At 37.7% G+C, this 26,335-nt stretch carries 18 protein-coding genes; 16 read left to right on the forward strand and 2 right to left on the reverse strand.

Annotated elements, in window-relative coordinates; genetic code table 11:
• The first annotated feature begins 21 nt into the window (after window positions 1–21).
• Both AC0L7T_RS07030 and AC0L7T_RS07035 read left to right on the forward strand, forming a co-directional pair.
• Window positions 22–714, forward strand: coding sequence for a phosphoadenylyl-sulfate reductase (locus tag AC0L7T_RS07030; RefSeq protein ID WP_473341807.1), 693 nt, complete (start codon window positions 22–24; stop codon window positions 712–714).
• A 125-nt stretch (window positions 715–839) separates the two neighbouring features.
• A complete protein-coding gene (locus AC0L7T_RS07035; RefSeq protein WP_473341808.1) occupies window positions 840–3,488 on the forward strand; it encodes a DUF7133 domain-containing protein in 2,649 nt (882 codons plus the stop codon).
• Between the two features lie 124 nt (window positions 3,489–3,612).
• Here AC0L7T_RS07035 and AC0L7T_RS07040 read toward each other — a convergent pair whose 3' ends face one another.
• A complete protein-coding gene (locus tag AC0L7T_RS07040; RefSeq protein WP_473341809.1) occupies window positions 3,613–4,710 on the reverse strand; it encodes an AI-2E family transporter in 1,098 nt (365 codons plus the stop codon).
• A 331-nt stretch (window positions 4,711–5,041) separates the two neighbouring features.
• Here AC0L7T_RS07040 and AC0L7T_RS07045 point away from each other — a divergent pair, with 331 nt between their 5' ends.
• The 3 genes from AC0L7T_RS07045 to AC0L7T_RS07055 all read left to right on the forward strand — a co-directional run bounded on the left by AC0L7T_RS07045 (window position 5,042) and on the right by AC0L7T_RS07055 (window position 8,239).
• A complete protein-coding gene (locus AC0L7T_RS07045; RefSeq protein WP_473341810.1) occupies window positions 5,042–6,421 on the forward strand; it encodes an MBOAT family O-acyltransferase in 1,380 nt (459 codons plus the stop codon).
• Between the two features lie 4 nt (window positions 6,422–6,425).
• Window positions 6,426–7,382, forward strand: a complete 957-nt coding sequence (locus AC0L7T_RS07050; protein ID WP_473341811.1) for a hypothetical protein — start codon at window positions 6,426–6,428, stop codon at window positions 7,380–7,382.
• Window positions 7,383–7,510: 128 nt separating this feature from the next.
• Window positions 7,511–8,239 carry a DUF4197 domain-containing protein gene (locus AC0L7T_RS07055; protein ID WP_473341812.1) on the forward strand — a complete coding sequence of 243 codons (729 nt, stop codon included), beginning with the start codon at window positions 7,511–7,513 and terminating at the stop codon, window positions 8,237–8,239.
• Window positions 8,240–8,392: 153 nt separating this feature from the next.
• Here AC0L7T_RS07055 and AC0L7T_RS07060 read toward each other — a convergent pair whose 3' ends face one another.
• Window positions 8,393–8,812 carry a hypothetical protein gene (locus tag AC0L7T_RS07060; protein ID WP_473341813.1) on the reverse strand — a complete coding sequence of 140 codons (420 nt, stop codon included), beginning with the start codon at window positions 8,810–8,812 and terminating at the stop codon, window positions 8,393–8,395.
• Between the two features lie 441 nt (window positions 8,813–9,253).
• Here AC0L7T_RS07060 and AC0L7T_RS07065 point away from each other — a divergent pair, with 441 nt between their 5' ends.
• The 11 genes from AC0L7T_RS07065 (at window position 9,254) to AC0L7T_RS07115 (ending at window position 26,208) form a co-directional block, all read left to right on the forward strand.
• Window positions 9,254–10,048 (forward strand): DUF488 domain-containing protein, encoded by a 795-nt coding sequence (locus tag AC0L7T_RS07065; protein ID WP_473341814.1) that lies wholly within the window; start codon window positions 9,254–9,256, stop codon window positions 10,046–10,048.
• A 137-nt stretch (window positions 10,049–10,185) separates the two neighbouring features.
• Window positions 10,186–10,851 (forward strand): hypothetical protein, encoded by a 666-nt coding sequence (locus AC0L7T_RS07070; RefSeq protein ID WP_473341815.1) that lies wholly within the window; start codon window positions 10,186–10,188, stop codon window positions 10,849–10,851.
• A gap of 708 nt (window positions 10,852–11,559) precedes the next feature.
• Window positions 11,560–11,766, forward strand: coding sequence for a hypothetical protein (locus AC0L7T_RS07075; protein ID WP_473341816.1), 207 nt, complete (start codon window positions 11,560–11,562; stop codon window positions 11,764–11,766).
• 302 nt (window positions 11,767–12,068) lie between these two features.
• Window positions 12,069–13,331, forward strand: coding sequence for a tyrosine-type recombinase/integrase (locus tag AC0L7T_RS07080; protein ID WP_473341817.1), 1,263 nt, complete (start codon window positions 12,069–12,071; stop codon window positions 13,329–13,331).
• 150 nt (window positions 13,332–13,481) lie between these two features.
• Complete coding sequence (locus AC0L7T_RS07085; RefSeq protein WP_473341818.1) at window positions 13,482–14,384, forward strand: Abi family protein; 903 nt, start codon at window positions 13,482–13,484, stop codon at window positions 14,382–14,384.
• Between the two features lie 28 nt (window positions 14,385–14,412).
• The gene (locus AC0L7T_RS07090; RefSeq protein ID WP_473341819.1) at window positions 14,413–15,291 is read left to right on the forward strand and encodes a hypothetical protein; all 879 of its coding nucleotides are present in this window, start codon (window positions 14,413–14,415) and stop codon (window positions 15,289–15,291) included.
• 524 nt (window positions 15,292–15,815) lie between these two features.
• Entirely contained in the window at window positions 15,816–17,399 is a 1,584-nt protein-coding gene (locus tag AC0L7T_RS07095; protein ID WP_473341820.1) for a type I restriction-modification system subunit M, read from the forward strand.
• Window positions 17,396–18,547, forward strand: coding sequence for a restriction endonuclease subunit S (locus AC0L7T_RS07100; protein ID WP_473341821.1), 1,152 nt, complete (start codon window positions 17,396–17,398; stop codon window positions 18,545–18,547). Before AC0L7T_RS07095 ends, AC0L7T_RS07100 begins: the two co-directional genes overlap by 4 nt.
• Window position 18,548: 1 nt before the next feature.
• Window positions 18,549–20,141 (forward strand): hypothetical protein, encoded by a 1,593-nt coding sequence (locus tag AC0L7T_RS07105; protein ID WP_473341822.1) that lies wholly within the window; start codon window positions 18,549–18,551, stop codon window positions 20,139–20,141.
• A complete protein-coding gene (locus AC0L7T_RS07110; protein WP_473341823.1) occupies window positions 20,141–22,780 on the forward strand; it encodes a phospholipase D-like domain-containing protein in 2,640 nt (879 codons plus the stop codon). Before AC0L7T_RS07105 ends, AC0L7T_RS07110 begins: the two co-directional genes overlap by 1 nt.
• Window positions 22,777–26,208: a DEAD/DEAH box helicase family protein gene (locus AC0L7T_RS07115; RefSeq protein ID WP_473341824.1), complete on the forward strand. Its 3,432-nt coding sequence runs from the start codon at window positions 22,777–22,779 to the stop codon at window positions 26,206–26,208. The genes AC0L7T_RS07110 and AC0L7T_RS07115 overlap by 4 nt, the downstream gene beginning before the upstream one ends.
• The last annotated feature ends 127 nt before the right edge of the window (window positions 26,209–26,335 follow it).

Genomic DNA, 26,335 nt, shown 5'->3' on the forward strand with positions numbered 1-26,335 from the left:
GAATAATAAAAAACACCTGGCATGCAGGAATCCTTGATTTCAAAAAAAGTTTATTCAAAAGAAGAGATAAAAGTCCTCAATGAAAAGTACCGGGAATTATCGGTAGAGGAGCGTGTGAAACAGCTATACAATGACTTTGATGCAGGCGATGTGATGCTAACCAGTTCTTTTGCGGCAACTTCAGCTTTATTGTTGAGCGTGTTTTCTAAAGGAAATTCACAGCAAAAGATTTATTTCATTGATACGGGTTATCACTTTCCTGAAACACTTGAGTATCGGAAAAAATTGACAGAGTTGTACGGTTTGAATGTGGAATCTGTCAGTGCCGGTAAAGAAGATCATGAATATACGAGTAAGAATACCACCTGGAAGACTGATCCGGAATTGTGCTGCTCTATCAATAAAGTGAAACCACTTGAGTTAATTAAAAGTAGATTTTCAGTCTGGGTTTCAGGTTTAATGAGTTGGCAAAGTGATCACCGGTCCACGTTGGATATCTTTGAAGAACGAGGAGGGATTCTCAAGTTTTATCCATTATTGGATGTCACCGAGGAAGAGAGAGATGCTTATATCAAGAAACATGAACTACCCTTTCATCCCCTAATCGCTTTTGGATATCACTCTATCGGGTGTAAGCATTGTACCGTTCCGGGAGCAGACAGAAGTGGGCGATGGAACAACAGCCCGAAGACTGAATGTGGACTTCACCTATAAGTATCGGAGCTTTAATCGCTTCTGTGTGCTATTAATAAATGTGTTTTTTAAAGCAAAGCCCATTCCAACTTTTGGATGGGCTTTGCTTTTTGTATAATTTTGGTTTTACAAAAAACTTAAACCCAATGAAAAAATCCCTATTCCTATTTTCCCTACTGGTAGTTTTTTTGGCCTGTAAGCCGGAAAAGAAGGTTGAAATAATAGAATCACAAACTTCCCCATCCTTAGACTCTCTGAGCCAAGCCTTAGATTGGCCTGAAGATTTAGCCATCCAGTTTTTTTCAGGTCCGGATATAACGCCAAGTCCCGCCTGTCTCGCAGTATCTCCTTATGGGGAAGTCTACGTAGGGGTGGATGCCATTGGTTCCTTAGGGAAAACGCCAGGCAAAGGAAGAATTGTTAAATTAATCGACAATGACAACGATGGGCAGGCAGATACACATACCGTTTTTGCAGCCGTGGACAATCCAAGGGGGATTATTTCTCTCGGAGATAAATTATTTGTTCTTCATACGGTGTTTTCAATGGAAGACAGTTTGGCTACTGGTATGGATTTGGTAGTGTTTGAGGATAAAGATGGCGACGGAATTGCAGATGGTCCGTCAAAGCCAATTATACAGCACATTAGCTCACCTAAATTTCTACAAAGTAGAGGAACAGATCATGCCACCAACGGAATTCGCCTTGGGATAGATGGATGGATTTATATAGCAGTTGGTGATTTCGGTTTTCATGGGGCAGTAGATAGAGAAGGGACTGAATTAACCATGCTTGGTGGTGGTGTTTTAAGGGTTCGCCCTGATGGTACCGAAATGGAAGTATATACCCATGGACTAAGGAACATATACGATGTTGCCATCGATCCCTACATGAATATGTTTACCCGGGGTAATACCAATGATGGAGGGGGATGGAACATTCGTTTTATTCATCAAATTCAGTCAGGTGAATATGGCTACCCTGTTTTGTTTAAAAACTTTACAGAAGAGATCATTCCGGCACTTATTGATGTTGGAGGTGGATCGGGTACGGGAGCCTTATACCTGCAGGATGATCACTGGCCTTCAAAATACAACAATAACCCACTGATGGCAGATTGGGGTAGAAGTCAGGTGTTTATTCACAAAGTGACCGAAGACGGTCCTTCTTATACACAGGCGGAAGAACCATTTTTCAAACTACCTCAAGTTACTGACCTGGACATTGATGGATCTGGAAGGATGTTTATGGCTGCCTGGGATGGGGCTGGTTATTCAGGAAATGACAGTAAAGGATATGTGATCAGAGTAGTTCCAAAAGTATTGGAATTCAGTGAAGTACCTGACCTTCCTTCTTTAGGTACTGATGATTTAGTGGATTTGCTCAAAGAAAATAGTGCCACCATAAGGATTTATTCACAACAAGAACTGATTAATAGAGGGACTGAAAAAGAAACAGAGGAGATTTGGGATCTGGCCACTGATGAAGATGCTCCTGATTATTCCAGAGTAGCGGCCATGTATGCCTATACCCAGATTAAAGGGGTAGATGCGGTACCTCAGTTGTTGACTTTAATGAATGATGTTCAGCTTAAAGAATATGTAATCCGAGCAATCACTGATCGCAAAGATTTTATAGCAAAGTTAACCATAGCGCCATTTGTAGAGGCATTGGATGATCCATCTGTGAGAGTAAAAGCCGCTGCTATAATTGCTTTGGGGCGCATTGGGGATAAGGCTGCCATTCCTCAATTGTTAACCACCCAAGTTCCTGACTCCTTCCATGCGCCAACCTATGGAGAAGAAGGGCCTCATGCAACACCCAACGCTGACATAATATTGCCTCATTTGGCCGTAAGAGCACTGGTTAAATTGGATGCGGATGAGGAAAGCGTAGCTGCTGTAGGTTCTGCGAATTCTAAATTGGGGCTATGGGCCTTGCGGTATATGCATTCTAAAGCAGCTGTGGCTGGTTTGATTGCTAAATTCAATGGAGCAGGTACAGAGGACCTTGAATTGAAGCAAGGTATATTGACCACTTTGGCAAGACTGTATACCAAAGAAGCACCCTATAATGGCTCTTGGTGGTGGGGAACCCGACCTGATACGCATGGCCCTTATTACAAATCCGTGTTGTGGTCTGAATCGGCACAAATCAAAGAACTATTCAAGAAGCTTTGGGACAATGGTTCTCAAAGTGAAAAAGATTTGATCGCAATGCTCAACGAAAAAAACAGAATGGGAATCACTGAATTTGGAGGTGATTTCGCTGTCACTGAAATTATAGAGGAACCAGACGTTGATTTAGAAAAGATAAAAAATCAAAAAGGTCAGGTGGGAGCCTCTTCCATAGAAGACATTCTTTTGGCGATGCAGGAAGTGAAAGGAGAAGCGGTTAAGGGAAAAGCAATATTTCAACAACAAGGTTGCAAGGCTTGTCACAGTATTTCTTCTGATGAGCAAATGAAAGGACCCTTTATGGGTCAAATTGGTAGCATCATGAGCAGAGAGCAAATTGCTGAATCCATTTTAAAACCCAACGCTTCAATTTCTCAAGGATTTGCGACGGTAATGGTTTCCACCAAAGATGATAAATCTTATGTAGGCTTCGTAACTGCAGAAAGTGCAGCGCGTATTGTTATCCGAAATATTGCAGGGCAAGCGTTCACTATTTTAACGGAGAATATTAAGGAGCGGAAGGAGCTTGAGAATTCTATGATGCCAGTGGGATTGGCCAATGCCCTGTCTTATGAAGAGTTCGCTTCTTTGATTACCTATCTTTCTGAACAAAAATAAGGCTTACCCATAAGCTAAAACAAAATAAACCCAATCGAAAAACTGACTAAAATTTCAGGCTTTTGATTGGGTTAAATTTTAAGGTTTTTTTTGAAGAGGAGTAAATTAAGGAGAAAACTGCGAATTAAAATTTATCCTTAATCTTTGAGAACCAGGAAGGCGATTTATTGCTCTTATCGTTGAATTGATCATCTCCCAATAACATACCCAAAGGTTGGAGCGGTTTATAATGATCGCAAACTACCTTGAGCATGGCTGCGAAAGGAAGAAACAAGATCATACCTGCCACACCCCAAACTGAAGCCCCTATAATTAAGCTCAAAATAGCTGCCAAGGCATTAATATTAACACTGTTCCCAACTACTTTTGGACTTAGAAAGTTACTTTCAATAACCTGAATAAGCCAAAACATAATCGCTACAGCAAGAGGGACCCATAGTTCATCTTTGGACATAAAGGCATACAATACAGGAATACTGGCTCCTATAGTGGTGCCTACGTATGGAATAATGGAGAGTGAGGCAGCTAGAAAACCAAAAAGGAAAGGATTATCAAGACCTATGATCCACAGGCCAGTGCTATTGGCAAACCCGAGGATAATAATCAAGGTGAGCATGCCAGATAAATACTTTTGACCAACCAACTGGATCTTTTTGAGCATGTTGAGGTATTCTGATTTATGGTTTTCGGGTGCAAAACGCTTAAAGGCAGATACCAGTCCTTCTTTGTAAATCAGAAATAAAAAGGTGTAGATAATAGTGGTGAAAAGGCCTGTGAAAAAACTGGTCGTGCTACTAAAAGTGGTGCCCAACATTTCAGATGCGCCATCCTTTGCCCAAGCTTTGGCATCATTAAGTATTTTTTCTTTTTCCAGATTACCTAAAAAACTTACATTTTCATTTAGGTAACCTATTGAATCAGTAAATAAATTCATCAATTTATCTCCGAAATTGCTCAATTCATCTGAGAGTGAAATGATCTCTGCCGAGAAAAAGGTAAATACGCCAATTATTACCAGAAAAAAAGTGATTAAGACCAGAAATGCAGCGACTATGATGGGGACTCCTTTACGCATAAGCATGTTATGCAATGGATGAAGAATAAAGGAAAGCAAAAGGGCAAAACATAAAGATATTAAAACACTTTTTGCCAAAACCATGGCAAATAAAAGAAGGAATACAAAAGCAAGCGCATAGAAGGCTTTTTGAAAGGAGAGATGCATAAGTATCTTTATTACAATTTAGAATTAAATAGTTTATATTTGTATTGAAATAAAATTTAAAACTGAGAATTTATTTTTTTGGTTGTTTTATTTCAAGAAATCACCACATTTAGTTAGATTTACTTCTATCGTTAATTAATGGTCAAAATGCTTGATCATATGGAAACAGTTAAATTGAACTGAATGGCAAGATTAATTTGGTTGACCCCTAAAAGGCTTCTATTCAAGGTTAAGTATCCCTATTCAAGTTAAGACTTTTATTAACTTCTTGACATTGATAATGTTCGACGTTTTAATATTTTCCAGACTTTTTTGCTGAACTTCAAATAAAATGTTATTTAACTCTTTTGAATTTCTTTTAGGATTTTTACCTATAACTATATTCGTTTTTTATTTTTTCGGTCCAAAGCTTAAATCACCTTTTATAGGTCTGTGGCTTTTACTTTGCTCCTTGTTCTTTTATGGCTGGTGGAACCCAGCCTACCTCGTTTTAATTTTTATTTCCATAGCATTCAATTATTTAATTTCAAAAAGAATTTTCCCAGGAAGTAAAAAAACGCTTGTATTTGGCATTTCTGTAAATTTATTGGCATTAATATTCTTTAAATACACCGATTTTTTAATCTATAACCTAAATTTTATCCCTGACCTTTCTCTAGGTTACCTCAATTTGGTATTACCTCTAGGCATTTCTTTTTATACTTTTCAGCAAATCGCTTACTTGGTAGATTGTTATAAGGGTACCAAGAAGGAAAAAAACCTATTTTCTTATGGTTTATTCGTTTCTTTTTTCCCTCAGTTGATAGCTGGACCCATTGTTCATCATACTGAAATGATGGGGCAGTTCAGGAATCCTCGCCTGACCTATTTAAATTACGACAACCTTTCCAGAGGAATATTCATTTTCATGATGGGGTTGGCTAAGAAAATAGTAATAGCTGATAGTTTTGCTCAAATAGCTAACAAAGGATATGCCAATATTACCTCATTGGGGTCCGTGGAAGCCTGGGCTTCCTCCCTGGCCTATTCATTACAACTTTATTTTGATTTTAGTGGTTATTCAGCCATGGCTATTGGGCTTGGACTTTTATTCAACATAAAACTCCCCCAAAATTTCAACTCTCCTTATAAATCCCTTAGTATTAAGGATTTTTGGAGAAATTGGCACATGACCTTAAGCAGGTTTCTTAGGGATTATGTCTATATCCCATTGGGAGGAAATCAGAAAGGAAATTTTAGAACCAGCTTAAACCTTATGGCTACATTTCTCCTTGGGGGGATATGGCATGGGGCCGGTTGGACTTTTATGTTCTGGGGGTTTTTACATGGTATTGCGCTTGTGATTCACCGGGAATGGTCGAAATTGGGATTGGCTTTGCCGAAAATCCCTGCACTCTTATTGACCTTCTTTTTTGTAAACATTACTTGGGTGTTTTTTAGGGCGGATTCCTGGGGCAGTTCCTTAGAAATGCTGCACAGAATGTTTAGTAAAGTACCTGGCTTGAAGGATTTTTATTTGGTAAGCAATTACTATGACCTCCCAGTTTGGATTGCGGGTGTAGTGTTGCTTTTTGTGCCGAATGCCATTGAAATGGGTAGAAGACTTAAGCCTTCCGTTACCTATTTGATATTAAATGTCTTGTTGTTTTTGCTCAATGTGATTTACCTTAATTCCATTGTTAAAAATGACTTTTTATACTTTGATTTTTAAGTCTATGGAAAAACAATTCAAAAAATATCTTCTGATTTTACTTCTTAGTTGTGTCGGGGCCTTATTGGTTTTTGGCTTTCTAAATATTTTCTTGGATGTTTTTGGCTTGTATGGAATCAGAGATAAAGACAAGGTTAGGGTTTACGGAGAAGAGCGGTTTTCAAAATACCTTATGACTTTTAACCATGTCCCACAGCATTTTGATGGGATGATTCTCGGTCCTTCCCTTTCTGCCAATCTTAATCCGGAATCCATTCCTGATAAAAATTATTTTAATGTCAGTATTATGGGGGCAAGGATGAATAATCTTTTGTCTTTGGCAACAAATATATTACAGAATAATGGGACAATAAAAGAAGCAATCGTTTGTATCCACCCTTACGTGACGACTGATACGGGCCCCGAGGAGACGGATTTTATGAATCCAGACACTTACTGGAAAGCATACGGATCCGTTAATCTTCTTAGGGTTTATGGACTGGGGCTTATTAGAAATTTTGACTTATGGCCCAGCAAATACCCTAAAAATCAGTACAGAACAAATGGGAGCAATGCGTTTGAAACGCTCTTTAGAGTGGAGGATGTGGCAGGAAGAATAGCCGAAGAAGTGAACAATGTTAGGGTAAATGAATTTAAAATCGGAAGCAATCATCGAAGGGATTTTAAGAAGTTATTGACTTTACTGCAAAGCAATAATATTCAAACTTTCATTTATTTTCATCCAGTGCCCTATCCGATTTATCAAGCTCACAGTGATGAAATGGATCATTATTGGGAGGATATTTTGTCTGGAACAAATGTGAAAAAGAGTGACTTATTGCGCACTTATAATTTCAATAGGCCTGAATTTTCTGAATTTTCAAAGGATGTGTCCAATTATATTGATCATGGACATTTAAGTCTCAAGGGACAAGAGATTTTAATTCAGGAGATTGAAGTTAAAATGGACCAGATTAAATAATAAAAGGTCTTTATAACGTTTAGCTTAAAGGTTTCCAAGAGTTATCGTTAACGTTTTAAATGGGGGAAATCTGGCATAGTAATTGACTTTCTGAATTCTTGAAAATACTTTCAATTAAAAAAACAAAAATGAAGCGTTTATCCAATATACTTTTTGCATTAGTTATCTTTTCATTGGTAGGATGTACTACAGCAGATGTGAATAAATTTTTGGCTGCGGCCAGTGAATCGGCACTTACAGAAAATGAAGTAGGAAATGGGCTCAAAGAAGCCTTGATCAAAGGAGTGACCGAGGGAGCAAATCTTGCGTCAACCGAAGATGGCTTTTTTAAAAATGACTTGATAAGAATAGCACTTCCTGAAGATGTTCAGCGAGTAGAGTCTACATTGAGAAATATTGGCCTAGGGTCTGAAGTAGATAAGGTAATCATGACCATAAACAGGGGAGCAGAGAGTGCAGCCAAAGAGGCTAAGCCTATTTTTATTGCAGCGATCAAGCAAATGACCATTACGGATGCCTGGAATATATTGAAGGGGCAGGATGATGCTGCAACCCAATACCTACAAAGAACAACTACCGAGAAATTAACAGCCTTGTTTCAACCCCACGTTCAGGAGTCCTTGAATCAGGTGGGTGCCACTAAATATTATGGTGACCTGGTAGGTAGGTACAATTCTTTCCCAACTACTTCGCGTAAGCTAGACCCGGATTTGAATGCTTATGTTACGCAGATGGCGATAAATGGTCTTTTCCAACTTGTAGCCCAGGAAGAAAAAGCCATACGTGAAAATCCTGCAGAAAGAACTTCAGCATTATTGAAACGTGTATTTGCTGCGCAGGATAGCGCTGGAGAATAAGCGTAAGTAATTTACTCTTAATCGTATTTTGGCAAGCCAAGTAAAAGATCCTGTATAAATGGGGTTTCTTTACTTGGCTTCCTTTTTTTTAGACTATGTTAGAAATGAAGTCAACACGAAATGCTTTTGACTATGAGCCACTCAAATAGCCTTTCATTTTTCCGCATTAAACCTGTCATCCAAAAGCTTTAATCTTGTTAAAGTTTTGTCTCCAAATTCGTGAATTTTAGATGCAAAAGTAATTTTACCCCAGTTGGCATCAATATGCTTTATTGTGGAAGCGTATTGCCTACCTCCTTCCCAGGCAATTTGTAATTCACCGCTATCAACGTCAAATGACCATTTCCCACTCACTTTAGAATCGGCTTTCCCATTGATAAGCGCGTTTACGATTCCGTCCGGCTTGAATTGAAAATCAATATAGCTTCCATACCTGCTTTGCCAGAAAAAATCTGATGCTGTTAATTTGGATTCAAAACTTTCCAATTGCTCTGAAGATACCCCAATCGGACCGTTGCAACCCATTGTTGCAAAGAATATTAGAAGAAAGGAAAATTGCGTTAGTAGCTTCATGCTTGATTTTTATTTAATTGAGGAAGAATTCATTCCCTTTGCAATATTGGAAGAAAATTACAAAACATCCTTTATGTGGGGTTAAAAATTGATGGGTCATCGGTTGTGATTTTCGGTAAGAAGAAACAAATGGCCCACTACACTATAGAAGAACATCTGGCTTGCCTATGAATAATAAAAGACCATATTGCTTCCAGCTTTCATTTAGGAATGGATGATTTAGATTACACCCCTTTTGATGCACAAGGAAGAAAAAGGAAGATGTGAGAAATGTTTGGGACGATATGGAAGGTGCAATTAATAAAATGAACCAAGTGTTAACGACTTAATATTTGACTTTATTTTTGTAATATGTATTATAGAAGAAAAATAGTGCTTTCAATTCTCGAACTATTTGGGGATCAACTGGAGAAGCTTCAGTTACAAAAGTTGCTATTTATTTTGTCCCAAAAACAAAATGAGCCAAGTTATTACTTCGTCCCTTATAAGTTTGGGTGCTTTTCGTTTCAAGCAAATGCCGATTTAGGCACTTTGAAAAAATATGGGTTGGTCACCGAAACAGAGAGAAATTGGAAGAATACGTCTGCCAAAAGTTATTTGAATGAACTCAAAAAAGAAGATTATGTAAAGCTTTTTAAATTAAAGAAAGAGTTTGAAGGTAAAAGCTCAAGTGAACTGATACGTTATACTTATTTGAATTTTCCTTATTTCGCTACCAAGAGTCAAGTAGCTGGGACACGCTTAAATCTTGATGAAGTATCAATTGTAAATTCCTTAAAACCCACTTCGAATATAAAGGGCCTTTTCACTATCGGTTATGAAGGTATATCTTTGGAGGAATACCTCAATAAACTCTTGATTGAAGATGTAAAGATGCTTTGTGATGTTCGTAAAAATTCCAGAAGCATGAAGTTTGGTTTTAGCAAAAATCAATTAAAATCAGCTTGTGAAGGGTTGGGGATTCAGTTTATACATATTCCGGAGGTTGGTATTAATTCTGAAAAACGAAAAGAACTTCATGTTCAGGCTGATTATGATGCTCTTTTTGAAGAATATAATCAAACTGTCATTCAAGAAACGTTTGATCAGCAAGAATTTTTAATTGATCTGATTCATAAAAACCAACGAGTAGCAATAACGTGTTTTGAGGCAGATATATGCCAATGCCATAGATTGCACTTGGCAAATGCAGTGATGGCGAGACCTGAAGTAGATTTTGATCTTTTTCATATTTAATATTTTTCGACATGCCTAGGGAACGGATTTTATTAACAGTCACTACCTATCCACTTCCCTCTAAAAGCTATGATGAACTAGTGTGCACAGCTTGATTACGAGAAGATGGCTCTTGGATCAGGGTTTATCCTATGCCCTTGAGTTTTCTCAAAGGACTTAAAAGCACAGGAAAAGTAAAATCAAGAAAATATACCTGGATAGAACTGAATTTGGACATAAGATCGGATGATTTTCGCCCGGAAAGCCATTCGCCTACAGATTATGGGTTTAAGGACTTGAAAGTCGGAGATTCGCTTGATTCAAAGCTTAATTGGGCTAAAAGAAAGGCCATTTGTTTAAAAAATGTCTATACGAATCTAAACCAGTTGATAGAAGAATCTAAAGCTCCTAAAAACCTTTCCTTAGCTACTTTTAAACCCACTAAAATAAGACGATTAATTATAGAAAAAGATGAGGCAGATTGGAAGCCTATTTGGAAAGCCCTACAAGATCAGATGGATCTATTTAACGAACTGAATGAAGAGGCCAAAGAAATGTTTCCCAAAGTGCCCTGGAAATTCAAATATGAATTTGAAGATGATGAGGGTAAAGTTTCCAAGCTTATGATTGAAGACTGGGAGATTGGACAGCTGTATTGGAACTGTCTAAGAGATGCTAATGGTGACCCAGAGATAGCCAAGGAAAAAGTGAGAATGAGATATGAAGCCGACTTTCTAGCAAATAAAGACATTTATTTTTTTATGGGGACGACCAAAGAATGGCATATGCGAATAGCTAAAAATCTATTTGTAATTAGTAGGTGAATTTTATCCAATGGAAACGCTCCAAACTTCTTTATTAGGAGGATAAAAGGCGAAATTTATATTGAGCTTTGACCTATTTGAGGAATTGAATTTAAGCAAAGTCAATTCAATATTGATATTGTTTGTATGGCTCAATCATTGCTTAGCCTTCAAAAATAATCCTCAAAGCGGAGCATAATAATGGCGATACCTTTTAGTCTTGTACTGATTTGGTACTCTTGAACAAATAAGATATTATATACACACCTTGATGACCATTAAGGTAAAAGAAGAACTGGATCAGTTTGACAAAACACAAATAATTACTTTTGAGTAAGGATGCCGGTCATTTTCGAACCTGGTTGGGAAAATAGCAGCCACCCTAAAAATTTATATTTTTAGAAGCTAGAACGGTTGGTGAATGTGGTTGAAAGGAAAGCAAGGGATTCATGGCAAGATAATTGAGGAAAAAAGAAGTAATTGTAATTTAGTACAGTGTTTTTTCATTTAGAATGATTGAAAGTTAGATTCCGGGTTATAGCGTTTATTGTGGATTCAGGAGGGTTATCGGTTAATATTGGCGTTTTTTGCCTATAAATTATATCTAGTCATTTTAAAATGAGGTCAATATTAAAAGTGTTAAAAATTCATAGATAACTAAAATTTAATTAATACATTCTATTTGATCGTCAGTTTTAATTATTTAGTGCATACTTAAATTTTAAGTATATGGAGGATAGAGGAGAATTGATAGTAATGACTTACGAAATAAGAGATTCAGTTTTTGTTAAAAAAGAGATTTGGGCAAATGTTTTTCTACTTTGTCAGGTCCACAGAGAATTTGACTATGCTTATTTAGAGAACATGGAATTTCCTTTCGAATACAAGGGGTGGCTTTTTGAAAGTATTCCTGTAAACCAGAAGGTGTGTTGTTGACCTATTTTGTTATAGGATGCTTTGCCAAAAAACGCAAAAACCCCTTCAGATTTGCATCTAAAGGGGTTTTGTGTACCCAGGGCCGGAGTCTAACCCTATGTGTTTTGTGTTTTTTATTTTCTGTCTCTATTTCCTACAAATACCCTATTTAAGTCTTTAATGGACTATTTTAAAGGTTTTAACCTTGATGTACCCCTAGCATAGAATAGTATGTAATCCATTTAAATCCAATAAATGTTTGCCAATGGTTTGCCAAAAGTAGGAAATTGGCTAACTTCGAAAAAACACAAAGACAATGTTCCATGGCAACAATTAAATATTTGATTCGCAGCCAAGCGAATAGACATGTACCCATTTACTTTTATGTTTCCCTGGGCAGAGGGAGTTTTTTTCGTATGAAAACAGGATTCAATATTCTTCCTAAAAACTGGAGTTCAGTTAAAGGGTTTCCTAAACCCAATGACGAAGAAAATAAACGACTTATGGAACGGTTGAAATCACTTGAATCCTTTTTAATGGAAAAGGTGAATGAAGCGCAGGCCAAAGGAATCAATATTGACAAAAGTTTTTTTGAAAGACAGGTTGATGAATGCTTCAACAGGGTTAAGCCCACAAACAAAACTATGCTTAGCAACCATATTAAGCATATCATCGAGACTGCAGCAACCAGGAAAATTAAGGGTAAAAATAAAATCGGATTATCTGAGAATACAGTAAAAAATTACAATACTTTCTTGAAAGTAGTCCTGAACTATGAGAAGCATTTAGGTAAACCCATTCACTTTTTGGATATTGACTTTAATTTTATTGAAGGATTTAAAAATTGGCTTATCAATGACCAGAAATATTCGGTCAATAGTTCTGGAAAATCTCTGGCCTTTATAAAATCTATTTCAATTGATGCAGAAAAACATGGCGTTTCTGTAAACCCTTTTGTAAACAAGATTGAAGCTTTTTCAGAGGCCAATGAAGACAGGTATATTATTACTTTAACCTTCGGTGAATTAGATCAAATTAAAAATACAGACCTGAAGAGGGAAGCCCTAATTAATGCGAGAAAGTGGCTTTTGTTAGGTTGTGAGATTGGACAAAGAGTGGAGGATCTGTTGAAAATTACTGAAGCAAATCTGAGGAAAACAGCTCAAGGAACTTTTATTGACCTCAAACAGAATAAAACTAAAAAAGATGTAACCATTCCTGTAAATGACCGTGCCATGGAAGTTTTAAACGAAGGATTTCCTTATAGGATTGCAGATCAAAATTTCAATGATTACATCAAAGACATTGCCGAAGAGGCTAAATTGAATGAATTGGTGAAGGGTAAAAAATATGATAAAAGTAGTAAACGGAAGGTCCTGGGCAATTTCCCAAAGCACGAATTGATTACCTCTCATGCATGTAGACGCTCTTTTGCTACCAATTACTATAAAATTATCCCAACAACAATTTTAATGGGAATCACAGGCCATACCAAAGAAAGTACATTTTTGGTCTACATCAATAAACCAAAGGATAGGGATGAAAATGCCCGGCTTTTTTTGGATATGATGAAACGGGTGGGGTAAGGTGCGAAAGAGCTTTCAATTTGCGATAGAATTGGAATATAGAATTTTTATCTATACATTTGTAACAACAGTACACACCACGCTACCCGTAGAACAGCGTCCCAGGGTGTGTCTTTTGCTTTTATAAGGGTTTTATCTTAATTTTTGATCATGTTTGATAAGAGCCCCACTACTATAGATGAACAAATTGAAATTCTTAAATCCCGAGGACTAACGATTGAATCGGAATCTGATGCCAGTCACTATTTATCCCATATCAGCTACTATCGCTTGGGTGAATATTGGCATTCTATGCAAGAAGATAAAGAGAAGCATATTTTTAAGCCTACCAGCAAATTTTCGGATGTAATTGCATTGTATTGTTTTGACAGGGAGTTAAGGTCTCTTTTATTTGATGTGATTGAAAAATTGGAGATAAGTTTAAGAACCAAACTAATATATCATTTAAGCCATGAATACGATCCATGGTGGTTTCAGAATTTTGAAATTTTCACAGATAGCAGAGCTTTAGTTAAAACACTTTCAGGATTGGAGGAGGAGATAAGCAGGTCAAAAGATCCAATCCTTAAAAACCATTTTAAAAAGCATAAGGATGATAAACGTTTTCCTCCTGCCTGGAAAACATTGGAGCAAACAAGTTTTGGGGCATTATCTAAATTATACGGGAATCTCAAAAATACCATTAAATCAAAAAACACCATCGCAGAAGAATATGGTACGGTAAACCATACGTTTCTGCCGAGCTGGTTACAGTCCATTGCACAAATCAGGAACTATTGCGCCCATCATTCCAGACTATGGAACAAAAACCTTCCTGGAGCTCCCAAGTTGCTATCTAATCCACCGTATGCTTGGGTTCAAGATGTTCCAAAGCAACATGAGTTTCTCAAGCTTTATGTCCATCTTTGTCTAATGAAATATTTATTGAATGTAGTGGTTCCGGGAAACCATTTCACCAAAAAATTGATTCATTTATTTGAAAAATACCCAAGCGTGGATCCAAACGCACTAGGTATGAAACCGAATTGGTCGAAGGAAGATTTATGGGTTTAAATTAAAGTTGCCTAAAACTAGAGGAAATATGAGAGAATTAGATGCTGACCTGAAGAGAAAATTCAAATTCAATTTGGTGATACTTCGAATTTGCTTGACTGCGGGAGTTATTTTAGCATTTCTTTCCTTATCAGTTTTCTTTTTTGCTTGGAGGTACCCATGGACTACCAATAATTTTACTTTCCCAAATCCAGCCTCTGATTATGTTACTTCTTTAGCACAAGTTTTTGGAGCAATTTCTGGAGTGTTGTTTTTGTATGCAGCTTTTTTGGGTCAACAGCAACAAATTCTTATTCAACAGCAGGATATTAGAAATCAGAATCAGTTTAATACTAGAACCATCAATAATCAATATTTTTTTGAGCTTTTAAATAGACTCACGCTAATTAAAAATAGTTTGGTCATGACTAGATTGGAACCCGATACTGAAGGAAATCATAAAGCTGAATATGGTGACCATGCATTATCTTACTATATAAGAAGGTACTTACGATACGGAATTTGTTATTTAAATTCAAATGAATTGCCGAAAAACACTAAGCCTTTCATAATAATTAAAGATCCGGGTCAAAAAGGTCCTAAGCTGCAAATTGCTGAACCAGAATTTTTGAAAAGAGAGCATCTAAAATTTATTTTTGATAATTATGAAAAAATTTGGGGCATAGATAGTTATTTGAAGATTTTTGAGGCTATAATCACCTTTCTAAGATCAAATAATATGGGGGATTATTTGTCCGTTTTAGAAGGGTCAATAAGTGCTGATGAAAGTTTATTTCTTTTTTACAGGATACAATTAGTTAAGGAGGATCTAATTGATTTTCTCACGGAAAGAGGGTTTCTTGCTGATATTGATCGAAATTTTTTACTTTACCCTGATAATTATTATATGCTTTACCCCAATAAATAGTCAAATAAAAATTTGTGCTGAATTTACTTTTGATAAATCTAAAATTTAATTAAGTGAAAGAAAATAAGATTTCAAAAATTGACAGAAATATTATGTTTCATTTTTCCTCAAAAAGGCTCTGAATACGATTTTTATTTCGCTTATAAGCCCCATGAAAATCAATATAGAGAGGCTGTGTTTTTGATTCAACCCTTATTTATACGCAAGGGTGACAATTTCAATAAATCCAAGACGGATATTTGCTCATCATATTTTCTCGTTACAAATACCTCCTCAACTAGCAACTACATCTGTTCCAAATTATTTCTATTGACCATATATCCAGATGGCTAATAAAATTTTAATTTCAACTTATTAAATTATTCTTTAGTTTTAGGTGGTTGAAGTTTTTGAAATGACTTTATTGCAATTGCATTTTACTACTTTCATTACCTTCAATTCGATTTTGTTAATTTAATACTTTTCATTGGGCTTGATTTTCACTGTATAAAAATTATGGATGAAATAAGCCTTAAAACAACCAAATGATCACCGGAGATTTAAAATCACAAGTAGATAAAATATGGAACTCCTTCTGGACCGGAGGAGTGGCCAACCCATTGACTGTCATCGAACAACTTACTTACCTCATCTTTATCCGAAGGCTGGATGAGATGGAAACGCTGGAGGAGAAAAAGGCCAACCAGATGGGAATAGATAAAAAGTTGGAGTTTTTCTCAGCTGATCAACAGGATTTTCGATGGAGCCATTTCAAAGACAAGGATCCTGAAACCATGTTCAATTTGTTCACTCGCCCAGATGTCAATGGTTTGACGGTCTTTGAGCACATGAAGCAGATGGACAAAAAAGCCGGGGCTTTTGCGGAATTTATGAAGGGAGCTACTTTTATGATTCCTACTGCTCGATTGCTGGATCAGGTGGTGCAGATGATTGATAAAATCAATATGCAGGACAGGGACACCAAAGGTGACCTTTATGAGTACCTGCTTTCTAAAATTGCCACGGCTGGCACCAATGGTCAGTTCCGTACGCCAAGACATATTATCCGCATGATGGTGGACATGATGCAGCCACAAAGAGAAGACACCATCTGTGACCCATCTTCGGGCACTGCAGGGTTTCTGGTGTCTTCTGCTGAATATGTGTATGAAAATCATCAAGATTGGTTTCTGGATGCAACGTTTCGAAAGCACTTCCATAACCAGATGTTTACTGGGGTGGAGTTTGATGCCACCATGCTTCGTATCGGGGCGATGAACTTGCAGCTACACGGCATTGAAAGCCCTCAGCTAATCGGTAAGGATGCGCTGAGTGAAGCCAATGAAGATCAAACGAATTTGTATTCCCTGATCCTGGCTAATCCCCCATTTAAGGGTAGTCTGGACTATGATGTAGTAGAAAGTTCCTTGCTGAGCGTAACCAAAACCAAAAAGACAGAACTGCTTTTTATATCCTTGATTTTACGCATGCTGAAAGTAGGCGGTCGGGCAGCAGTGATTGTACCCGATGGCGTGCTCTTTGGTTCTTCCAATGCACATAGAGAACTACGTAAAACCTTGGTCGAAGATCAAAAGCTGGATGCCATTATCTCCATGCCTTCCGGGGTATTTAAGCCCTATGCTGGGGTGAGTACAGCTGTATTGGTATTTACCAAAACCAATAGTGGAGGTACTGATCAGGTATGGTTTTACGATATGCAAGCCGATGGCTTTAGCCTGGATGACAAGCGTACACCTCTGCTCAGTAAAAATGAAACGGTAGAAGAGGAAATAAAGGTAGCACTGGGAATGGGAATAGCAGCGGAAGAAAGCGTGCCCTATGGGCAGAAATCTACTGAAGAAGACCATTCCAAAAATAATATCCCCGATATTCAGAACCGATGGCAAAACAGAGAAAAGGAAACCAGCCGAGCCCGAACCGAGCAAAGCTTTTTGGTGCCCAAGGCCGAGATCGCTAAAAATGATTATGATCTAAGTATTAACCGATACAAAGAGATTATTTATGATGAGGTGGAGTATGAAAATCCTGAAACCATAATAAAACAAATTGAATCTCTAGATAGAGATAGGAATAAATTTTTAGATGCCTTAAAAGAGTTAATAAAATGAGTTTTCCATTAGTTGAAATCGGAAATATTTGTAAGGTAATAAATGGATCAACTCCTTCTAGAAATAAAAAAGAATATTGGGATGGAGATATTGACTGGTTTACTCCTAAGGATCTAAGCAGAATTGAAGACAAATTTGTCTGTGAAGCTCCAGAAAAGATTTCAGAGTTAGGTTATAAAAGCTGCTCTACCACATTAGTACCAAAGAATTCTCTTTTATTTACTTCAAGGGCACCAATAGGGCATATTGCGATAAATAAAAAGGAAGTTTGTACAAATCAGGGGTTTAAAACCTTGGTTCCTAAAAAAGGAGTTGATGTTGAGTTTCTTTATTATGTAATGAAGAAATATACACCTCAATTACAAGACTTAGGAAATGGTGCAACTTTTAAAGAACTCTCTAAAGCCACAATATCTTCTTTCAAAATCCCCCTCCCTCCCTTAGCCACGCAAAAGAAGATAGCGGCCATCTTGGATGCAGCGGATGCCCACCGCCAAAAAACGAAGCAGCTCCTCGCCAAATACGATGAACTCGCCCAAAGCATCTTCTTGGAGATGTTTGGGGATGCTCAAAGTAGTTTTAAACAAGTTGAAATAGGTGAGTTGATTAGGTTAATAGGGGGAGGAACACCTAGTAAAGATGTTAATGAGTATTGGAATGGTGACATACCTTGGGCCAGTGTTAAAGATTTAAAATCAGATATATTATCAACTACAGTAGATTCAATAACTAAGATTGGTTTAGATAATAGCTCGTCTAAATTAATCCCATCAGGTAGTTTAATTATTGCCACAAGAATGGCAGTTGGTAGAGCAGCTATTTGTGAAATGGATGTTGCTATAAACCAGGATTTAAAAGCGATTAAGATTATAGGTGATATTAATAAAGTATTCTTGTTTTATCTTTTAAAAACTAAAGGAAGCTATTTCGATAGAGTTTCATCAGGAGCTACGGTCAAGGGAATCAAAATTGAACATATTACCAAATTGAAAATTGGCTTACCTCCAAAAGCACTTCAAAATCAATTTGAACAATTAGTTCTAAACATATCAGATCAGAAAGCGAGGATTCAAGAGATTTCAATTCAATCAGAAAACCTTTTCAACAGTCTATTACAAAAAGCTTTTAAGGGGGAGTTGGTGAGTTAATATGGCATACGATTTACTGAGTTATAAAGAACCTTTCTGGGCCAAAAGCACAAAGTTTGTGCGTGGTAGAGATCCGTTGGGTGTTCAGAATAGCTCTATCTCGGTGTATGCTGTACTACTTCCAGGTATGACCAACCTGACCCTTCGCTTACGGTATTATGGTTTCTACTTGTGGCTGTTAGATGAATACGATAAACTTCCATCAGATAGTGTATTTAAATCAAGTACCACCAATCATTACAATTTCATTAGAAGAGGAGAGCTCATCATATCCTATCTAATGACAAATATGGCTCCTAAAGAGCTAAGCATTATTGGTAGTGACTTCACCAACAAAAAGAAAAACCAAATAAACGAGTTGGGCTATTACGATATAGCGCTAGGAGCCGATAAACTTAGCTCGACAATAAAAGGTTCTGTTTACTGGGATTACACTTCTGGAGCACTGGGTCAGTATTATGCAGGTTCTTTATTGAATCTAGGGTTAATAGAGGCGAAGCAACGCTATTTTGAGCGTACCAAAGATATAGGTGCTGAGTTAGCAAAAGCTTTCAGAGAATCACTAAACCAAGCTTCAGAAAGCCTATTCTTGCAACGTATCATGGAAGGAAAATTATATTCTGATGATCTAAACATTTTGACGGACTTTGCCATAAACAGGCCTCTTAATGGAACTGCTGAAGGAGCATATTATCAGAAGTTATTGTTAGCTCCAGATAAAGCTGAAGAAGATTTAAATACAGAAAAGCCACCACAACAAAGAAGGGAAACCTTGAATTTATTCCTGTCCTATATCAGTTCGCAGGATGATGAGAAAGACTATAGACAGTTGCCATACACCTTGTATAAAAAACAGTTGGGAAGTGAAAAGATCTCCGAGGCTCAATATGGGTGGTATTTCTATTACCTCAATGAGCAACTGCACTACAGCTTAGAAGGTGTTTTCTGGGGGCTATTAAAATTGATGGAAACCAGAACTTTTTCTTTACAGGAATTTCTAGGGTATGTAACCTTGAAAAGTTTGGATCATGAGCAAATATCAATGCTGAGCAGTGAAGATAAGCTCGCATATGTAATTGTTAAGTTGGATGCAATAGACAGCTCGGTAGATGATCATATTACTTCTATTCGGCAAGCTGTGAAAGGTTCAGATGAGATTTCAGCAATCACCCATGGTATAGTCACCTTGCTTTGCCTATATCGAGAAAACGAACAGAATTTAGTAGAGCTGGAAAAATATGCTCAACGCTATGGCCTTCAAACAAAGTACGGGAATGCATTAGATATTTTTGATACGTATGTGATGAAAAGTAAGCAGTTGACACTTTATAACTTCGTCCATAGATTAATCCATACGCTACTAAATGAGCACATTGCAATCGCCTATAATAAAATGGGGAACGGCGAAAAAAACTTATTGAAGTTCATCATTGAAGACAATTTGTTGATACACATTGAAACAATGGCGCCTAATTTTACCAATCCTAGGCTACGTACTTTGTACAACTTCTCGTTGGATTTGGGATACTTAGATGGCAATGGTCAGTTGACTGAACAGGGAAAATCAATTTTAGAACAAACGAGTATTGGGTAATGGCAGAAAAGAAACTTTTCCATGATATCCCAAATAAAGCCGAGTTCCATTCCGCTGTGATGACCTCGTTCTCTTTTGATTTTTATCACTTCGAATCGCAAGTGTTGAGAGCTCTAAAGTCAAAGGGTGTGACCAATGTAAACCTGTTTGTAGACTCCAGATTGCTTGATCAGAGTATAGGTTTTGCTACTGGGCATCTTAAATCACTCAGTACATCCTACAGCGTAACGGGTATTCATTCTAAAGGGGTTTTTCACCCTAAAATAACCTTGTTAGCTGGTAACCACGATGTGATGCTCTTATTTGGTTCTGGCAATATTACCAATGGAGGTAATGGTATAAACCATGAGGCTTTCACTGTCTATTATACTTCTGAAGAAGACACATCTCAACTTTCTTTGATAATGGAAGCTTGGGCTTACATAAAGCACATTACGAAGGATGTTCAAGGGGTAAATAGAGAGAAACTTAAATGGGTAGAAGATAATTGTAGCTTATTACGCAGCCCTATAGGTCCATTACATAGATTTCATAAAATCTCAGAAGATTACAGAGCGCTATTACTGTATAATGATGATGCTAGCATTTGGAGTCAAATGAAGAATGTATTGCCTAATACCATAGATCAGATAAAGGTGTTTAGTCCATTCTACGATGAAAGCGGAAGATTGCTATTGAATCTAAGAAAACAATTCCCGGGTGCTTCTATTGATGCTTTTATTCAAGAAGGTAAAGGTGTGCATCCTTTTAAGTTAGAACAAGGTTCTGGAGTTCGATTTTACAATTGGGATAAAACTAAGCGAGGCCGAGAAAGAAGTTCTAAACTCCATGCTAAACTGTTGTGGTTCAAGTCTGGAATTGATGAATACCTAATACTAGGGAGTGCTAATCCTACCATGCCAGCCTTTGGTACAGATACGGCCAGGGGGATGAATGACGAATTTTCCGTCTTGATCCAAGTAACCGAATACAACCTTCTTGAAACACTTGGTTTGGACGGTCAAGCAGAGCCTGCAAAGCCAAAGGATAATAATAGGTTGGAAGATGCTGTAGAGGTAGATGAAAGTAAAAGTTCAAGAGCTCTTATTAAACTTTATTCGGTAGACCTTAATGGAAAGCGAATATCTCTTTTCTATAAACCCTTAGTAGAATCGATTACTTGTACGTTGGCTATATATAATGCCTGGGGAGAAGCCTTAGAAACCAAAAGTCTATCACTGTCTGGTGAAAAGGCTGAAATGCAATTGTCTTACAGAAATCTTAAAGAAGTTGCTTTCGTCACTTTATTAGATGGATATGAAAGTCCGGTTTCAAACAAACAGATTGTTAATGATATCCAAGCACTTTGGAATACAAACCCATCCATAGAAAACCGAAAGCTACTAAAGCTCAGTAGTTTGATAGAGACAGGCAGCAACGGGGTATTTGATATTATCGATTTTTATAATTCCATTAAATCCCAATCTGAGCTTTCAACCGAAACAGAGAGTGTGAGAAAAGTTCGAACTGGTGATGAAGAAGAAGTCCATGTGGAGTTATCTTATGATGAAGCCATTGCCCTTGAAAATGAGCGAATAAAAAATGACACTAGGTTAACTCAGTCCCATTCCATTAGGATTTTCGATGCCATTGAGCGTCACTTTAAGCAATTGGCAATTGAACTGGAAGGTGGTGAAATGGATGATGAAGAGGTAGGTGATGCTTCTTCAAGTAACGATCGAGACGAAGATTCAGGGCAGCAGAGAGTTTTGTCAGAACACCTATATTCTCTTAAGGTATTAGCAAATAGAAGAAAGAACATCGACGCATTCTTCTATAATTATGATTTAATCGTTAACGATTTTGTAGCATCAGAAAGAAATGCTGATCTAACAGAGTTAGCAATGTTCTTAATAGCTATGAAGCAAGCGAACATCTTTGCTTGTACCCCTTTAAGCATTAAGAAGATCTCGGAGGAAGAAAAATTTGATAATCAACCACTCCTACATCTAAAATCACGTGATATAGAGCATTTGAGTTACTCTAATGTCATTGTTTCAACGATAGGTAGTTTAGTAAATGTTATGTGTGCCTCAAAGTTTGAAAGACATGAAGAAGCGTACTATGCCCAAAAGTTTGAGCATTATAAGAACTTGAGTTTAAAAAGTGCTTTATTTTCGTTGGCAATCGTAAATGGAATATCTACTAGGGACGAATATGTAAAGATTAGATTAAGTACGTTAGCATTTAATATTATTTCAAAGCTAGGAACCTCCGGTGACCTAGTAACAAAGGAGATTTTTAAGGATCAAATTGATGACTTCCTTATATTGAAGGAGGTTTATACTCACCATTGTAAATCTGAAATGGTAAGAACACTGACCACAGATCAGTTATTGTTATTTATTAAAGAGTGGTATTTGGAGTATAAAAACTTAGAAAACAATGCAAGCTACTTTGTAAGTGAGGAGTTGGGTGTGTGTCGGATTTTAAAGTTTATTCCACCCACTGGAGAACCTAAGTACTTGCGCCTTGCCAGACCTGGGTTTGAATACGAAAATCAATATGCTGATTTTGTTCTGTCTGAATTGTACAACTGTGAGACAGGTCAGCTACAGAGCTCGTTACAAACATTTAAAAGCCAACAGGCCTATCTATGAGCAATTTCCAGTTCATATCGACCGAATTTCCAGACATAGCAGATCGGGCTAAGAAGGCAGAGCATTTTGCTTTGACGAGCCCGGTAGAGTCTTGCTTTAATGCAAGAGCTGCTTTGGAATTGGGCGTGAACTGGATGTATGAAAATGATGCAGACCTCGAATGGCCATACGATAAGAAATTGGCTAGCCTGATGTACGAAGCAGGTTTCAAAGAAATCTTTGACCCCTATGGAAATCTGTTCCAGGAATTACATCTGATCAGGAAAATTGGAAATAATGCCGTTCACAATCAAAAAGTAAAGCCTGAGGATTCTGTACACTTACTAAAATGTCTGTATCGGTTTTCTGCATTTTTGGTTGCAGCCTATGGAGAAGAAGAGGTCCGAGTTCCCGATTTTAATGATGCGATCATTCCAACCGGGGATGAACTTAAGAAGAGCAAAAAAGAAATCGAACTACTTCGTGAGAAGCTGGCCAAGCTTGAAGAGCAGAATGAAAAGAAGCGGATTGTTCTTGAAGAAAAAGAAGAGGCAAATGAATTGCTTCGCATTACAAATCAAAAGCACCAAGAGCAGCTTAAGGAGCAACGGAAATCCCGAGAAGTATCCGCAATCCCTCATGCTTTGCCAAAAGCTCCTTCCGAATCCTATACTCGTAAGCTTTACATCGATGCTGCATTACAAGATGCAGGTTGGACAAACTTGAGAGAAGGCTATGAATTGGAGTATGAAGTACATGGCATGCCTGTATCAACCAATCCGTCAGGGGTGGGCTATGTGGACTATGTGCTCTGGAGTGATAATGGCCTTCCCTTGGCAGTCATTGAGGCAAAGAGAACCAGGCATGACGCTATGAAAGGTCGGCATCAGGCCTCACTCTATGCAGATTGTCTAGAAAAGAAATTTAAACAGCGTCCGCTTATCTATTATACCAATGGCTTCGATTTTTATCTATGGGATGATCTATTCGCTCCCGATAGAAAAGTCAGTGGTTTCATGACCAAAGATCAATTGGAATTGTCCATTAGAAGGCGAGTTGACCGTGTTGATTTGAGAGACTTTAAAGTAAATCTTAACATCACGGGCAGGCCTTATCAAACAGAGGCTATCCAGAGAGTTTCTGAAATCTATTCTGTCATCAAAGATGGCAAGCTGAAGCAACGATACAGAAAAAGCCTGCTTATTATGGCTACAGGAAGTGGAAAGACTCGAACAGCCGCTTCCATTGTGGACATGATGACCAAGTGTAATTGGGCCAAGCGAGTGCTTTTTTTGGCAGATCGAAATGCACTTGTAACCCAAGCTAAAAATGCGTTTACCGAGCATCTTCCAGAGCTTACAAGTATCGATTTGACCAAAGAAAAAGAAAATGATTCCACTAGGCTGGTATTCTCTACCTATCCTACTATGATGAATCTGATCGATAGAGCTAGAAATGGAGAAGGTCGGTTTTATGGCGTAGGACATTTCGACCTGATCATCATTGATGAAGCCCATCGGTCCGTTTATCAAAAGTATAGAGCTATTTTCCAGTATTTTGATTCCTTTTTGTTGGGCTTGACAGCTACGCCAAAGAAAGATGTGGATCACAATACCTACGATCTTTTTGATATTGAAGATGACAATCCAACCTTCGCCTATGAGTTGGAAGAGGCAGTAAAGGATGGTTTTTTGGTTCCACCCAGAGCGATAAGTGTCCCACTTAAGTTTATGCGGGAGGGCATCAAGTATGCCGAACTTACCGAAAAAGAAAAATTGGAATACGAGGAGAAGTTTGGCGATCCGACCAATGACGAAGCAGAAGCGGGTATTGACAAGAGCCAATTGTATAAATGGCTGTTTAACTCCAATACGGTGGATCAGGTCCTTGCACATTTAATGACCTCAGGCATTAAAGTGGATGGAGGAGATAAAATCGGAAAGACCATTATCTTTGCCAAGAACCATAAGCACGCTGTTTACATAGAAAAGCGGTTCAATAAGAATTACCCTGAATATTCAGGCAAGTTTTGCAGGGTGATTGATAATCAAACAGAGAAGGCGCAGGATATTCTTGAACGCTTTGTGCTCGACAAAGAAGAGAAAGAACCGCAAATAGCCATTTCTGTAGATATGATGGATACGGGGGTAGATGCCCCAAGGGTAGTGAATTTGGTGTTTTTTAAGCCGGTAAGATCGGTAGTTAAGTTTTGGCAAATGATAGGCCGTGGAACCAGGCTAAGACCCGATCTTTTTGGGCCGGGACAGCCTAAAGAAAACTTTTTAATATTTGACTACTGTGAGAATTTCGAGTTTTTTGAAGTAAATCCGGAAGAAAGTAAAGGTACGGCTGGGCTTTCTTTAACCCAGCAAGCATTTCAACTCAGACTTGACCTGGCCCTTGTTCTTCGTCAATCCACAAGTAAATCGGAAAATGATTTTGCAGAGGTATTAATTGACCTGCTTCATTCCCAAGTGGTCGCATTAAATAAGGAAAGATTTGTAGTCAGGCATCACCTGGAATATGTGGAAAAATACAAACATAAAGGGGAGTGGCTGGATATTGGCCCCTCGAAAATACAGGAAATAGCAGAACATATTATTCCGCTGATTATAGCAGAAGATAACGATCATGTAACGGCTCGTCGATTCGACGTATTGATGTTGAATTATCAGCTTGCCTTGAAAGGTGGTAGAATTACCATCAAATATGAAAACAGAGTCACCACAGCCTGCGGGGTACTTCAAAAGAAAGGTAATATCCCTTTAGTAGCGGGAAAGATGCCAATGATTAAAACGATTCTTTCTGAGGGCTTTTTACAAAAGGCAACTGTAGTCGACCTGGAAGAAGTCAGAGAGGCACTCAGGGAATTGATGCAGTTTCTGGATGCTCTGGAGCAATCTGATATTGAGACTCATTTTCAGGATTACCTTGATCTATCCAAAATAGAAGAAAAGAATATCGTTAAAGCGACTGCCTACGAGCCCTACAGGATGAGGGTAGAGCGTTATTTACATGATCATAAGGATCACCTGGTAATCAATAAAATCAAGACCAATCAGCCCATTACAGCAGCAGAACTGGTACAGCTTCAAGAAATCTTCTTTAATGCGGAAGAGATGGGTTCAAAAGAGGAATTTGAAAAGGTAAGTAATGGAAAAACCTTAGGGCTGTTTATCAGGGAATTGATTGGACTGGAAAAAGATGCCGTTCAGTCAGCTTTTGCAGCGTTTATCCAAAGTCAAAACCTCAATGCTGCACAGATCAAATTTTTGGATTTGATCATTGGATATTTGACTCAGAATGGGGTGATTGACAAAAGAGCTTTATTTGAATCACCTTTCAAAGATATTAATGATAGCGGCCCTTTTGGCCTGTTTGATGATGCACAGGTTACCAAAATCATCAGTATTTTAGATAGGATCAATGGGAATGTGGATGCGGGGTGAAATTTGATTGGGTTTTTTGAATCGATTGAAAATGTTTTATTTATTAAAATTAAATATTGTAGTTTGGGAGTTTGTTTGGTTAATGAGTTCTATTAATCAATAGAATTAGATTGTGAATTTTGAAATA

This window comes from Cyclobacterium sp. 10D3-21, from assembly GCF_055809755.1.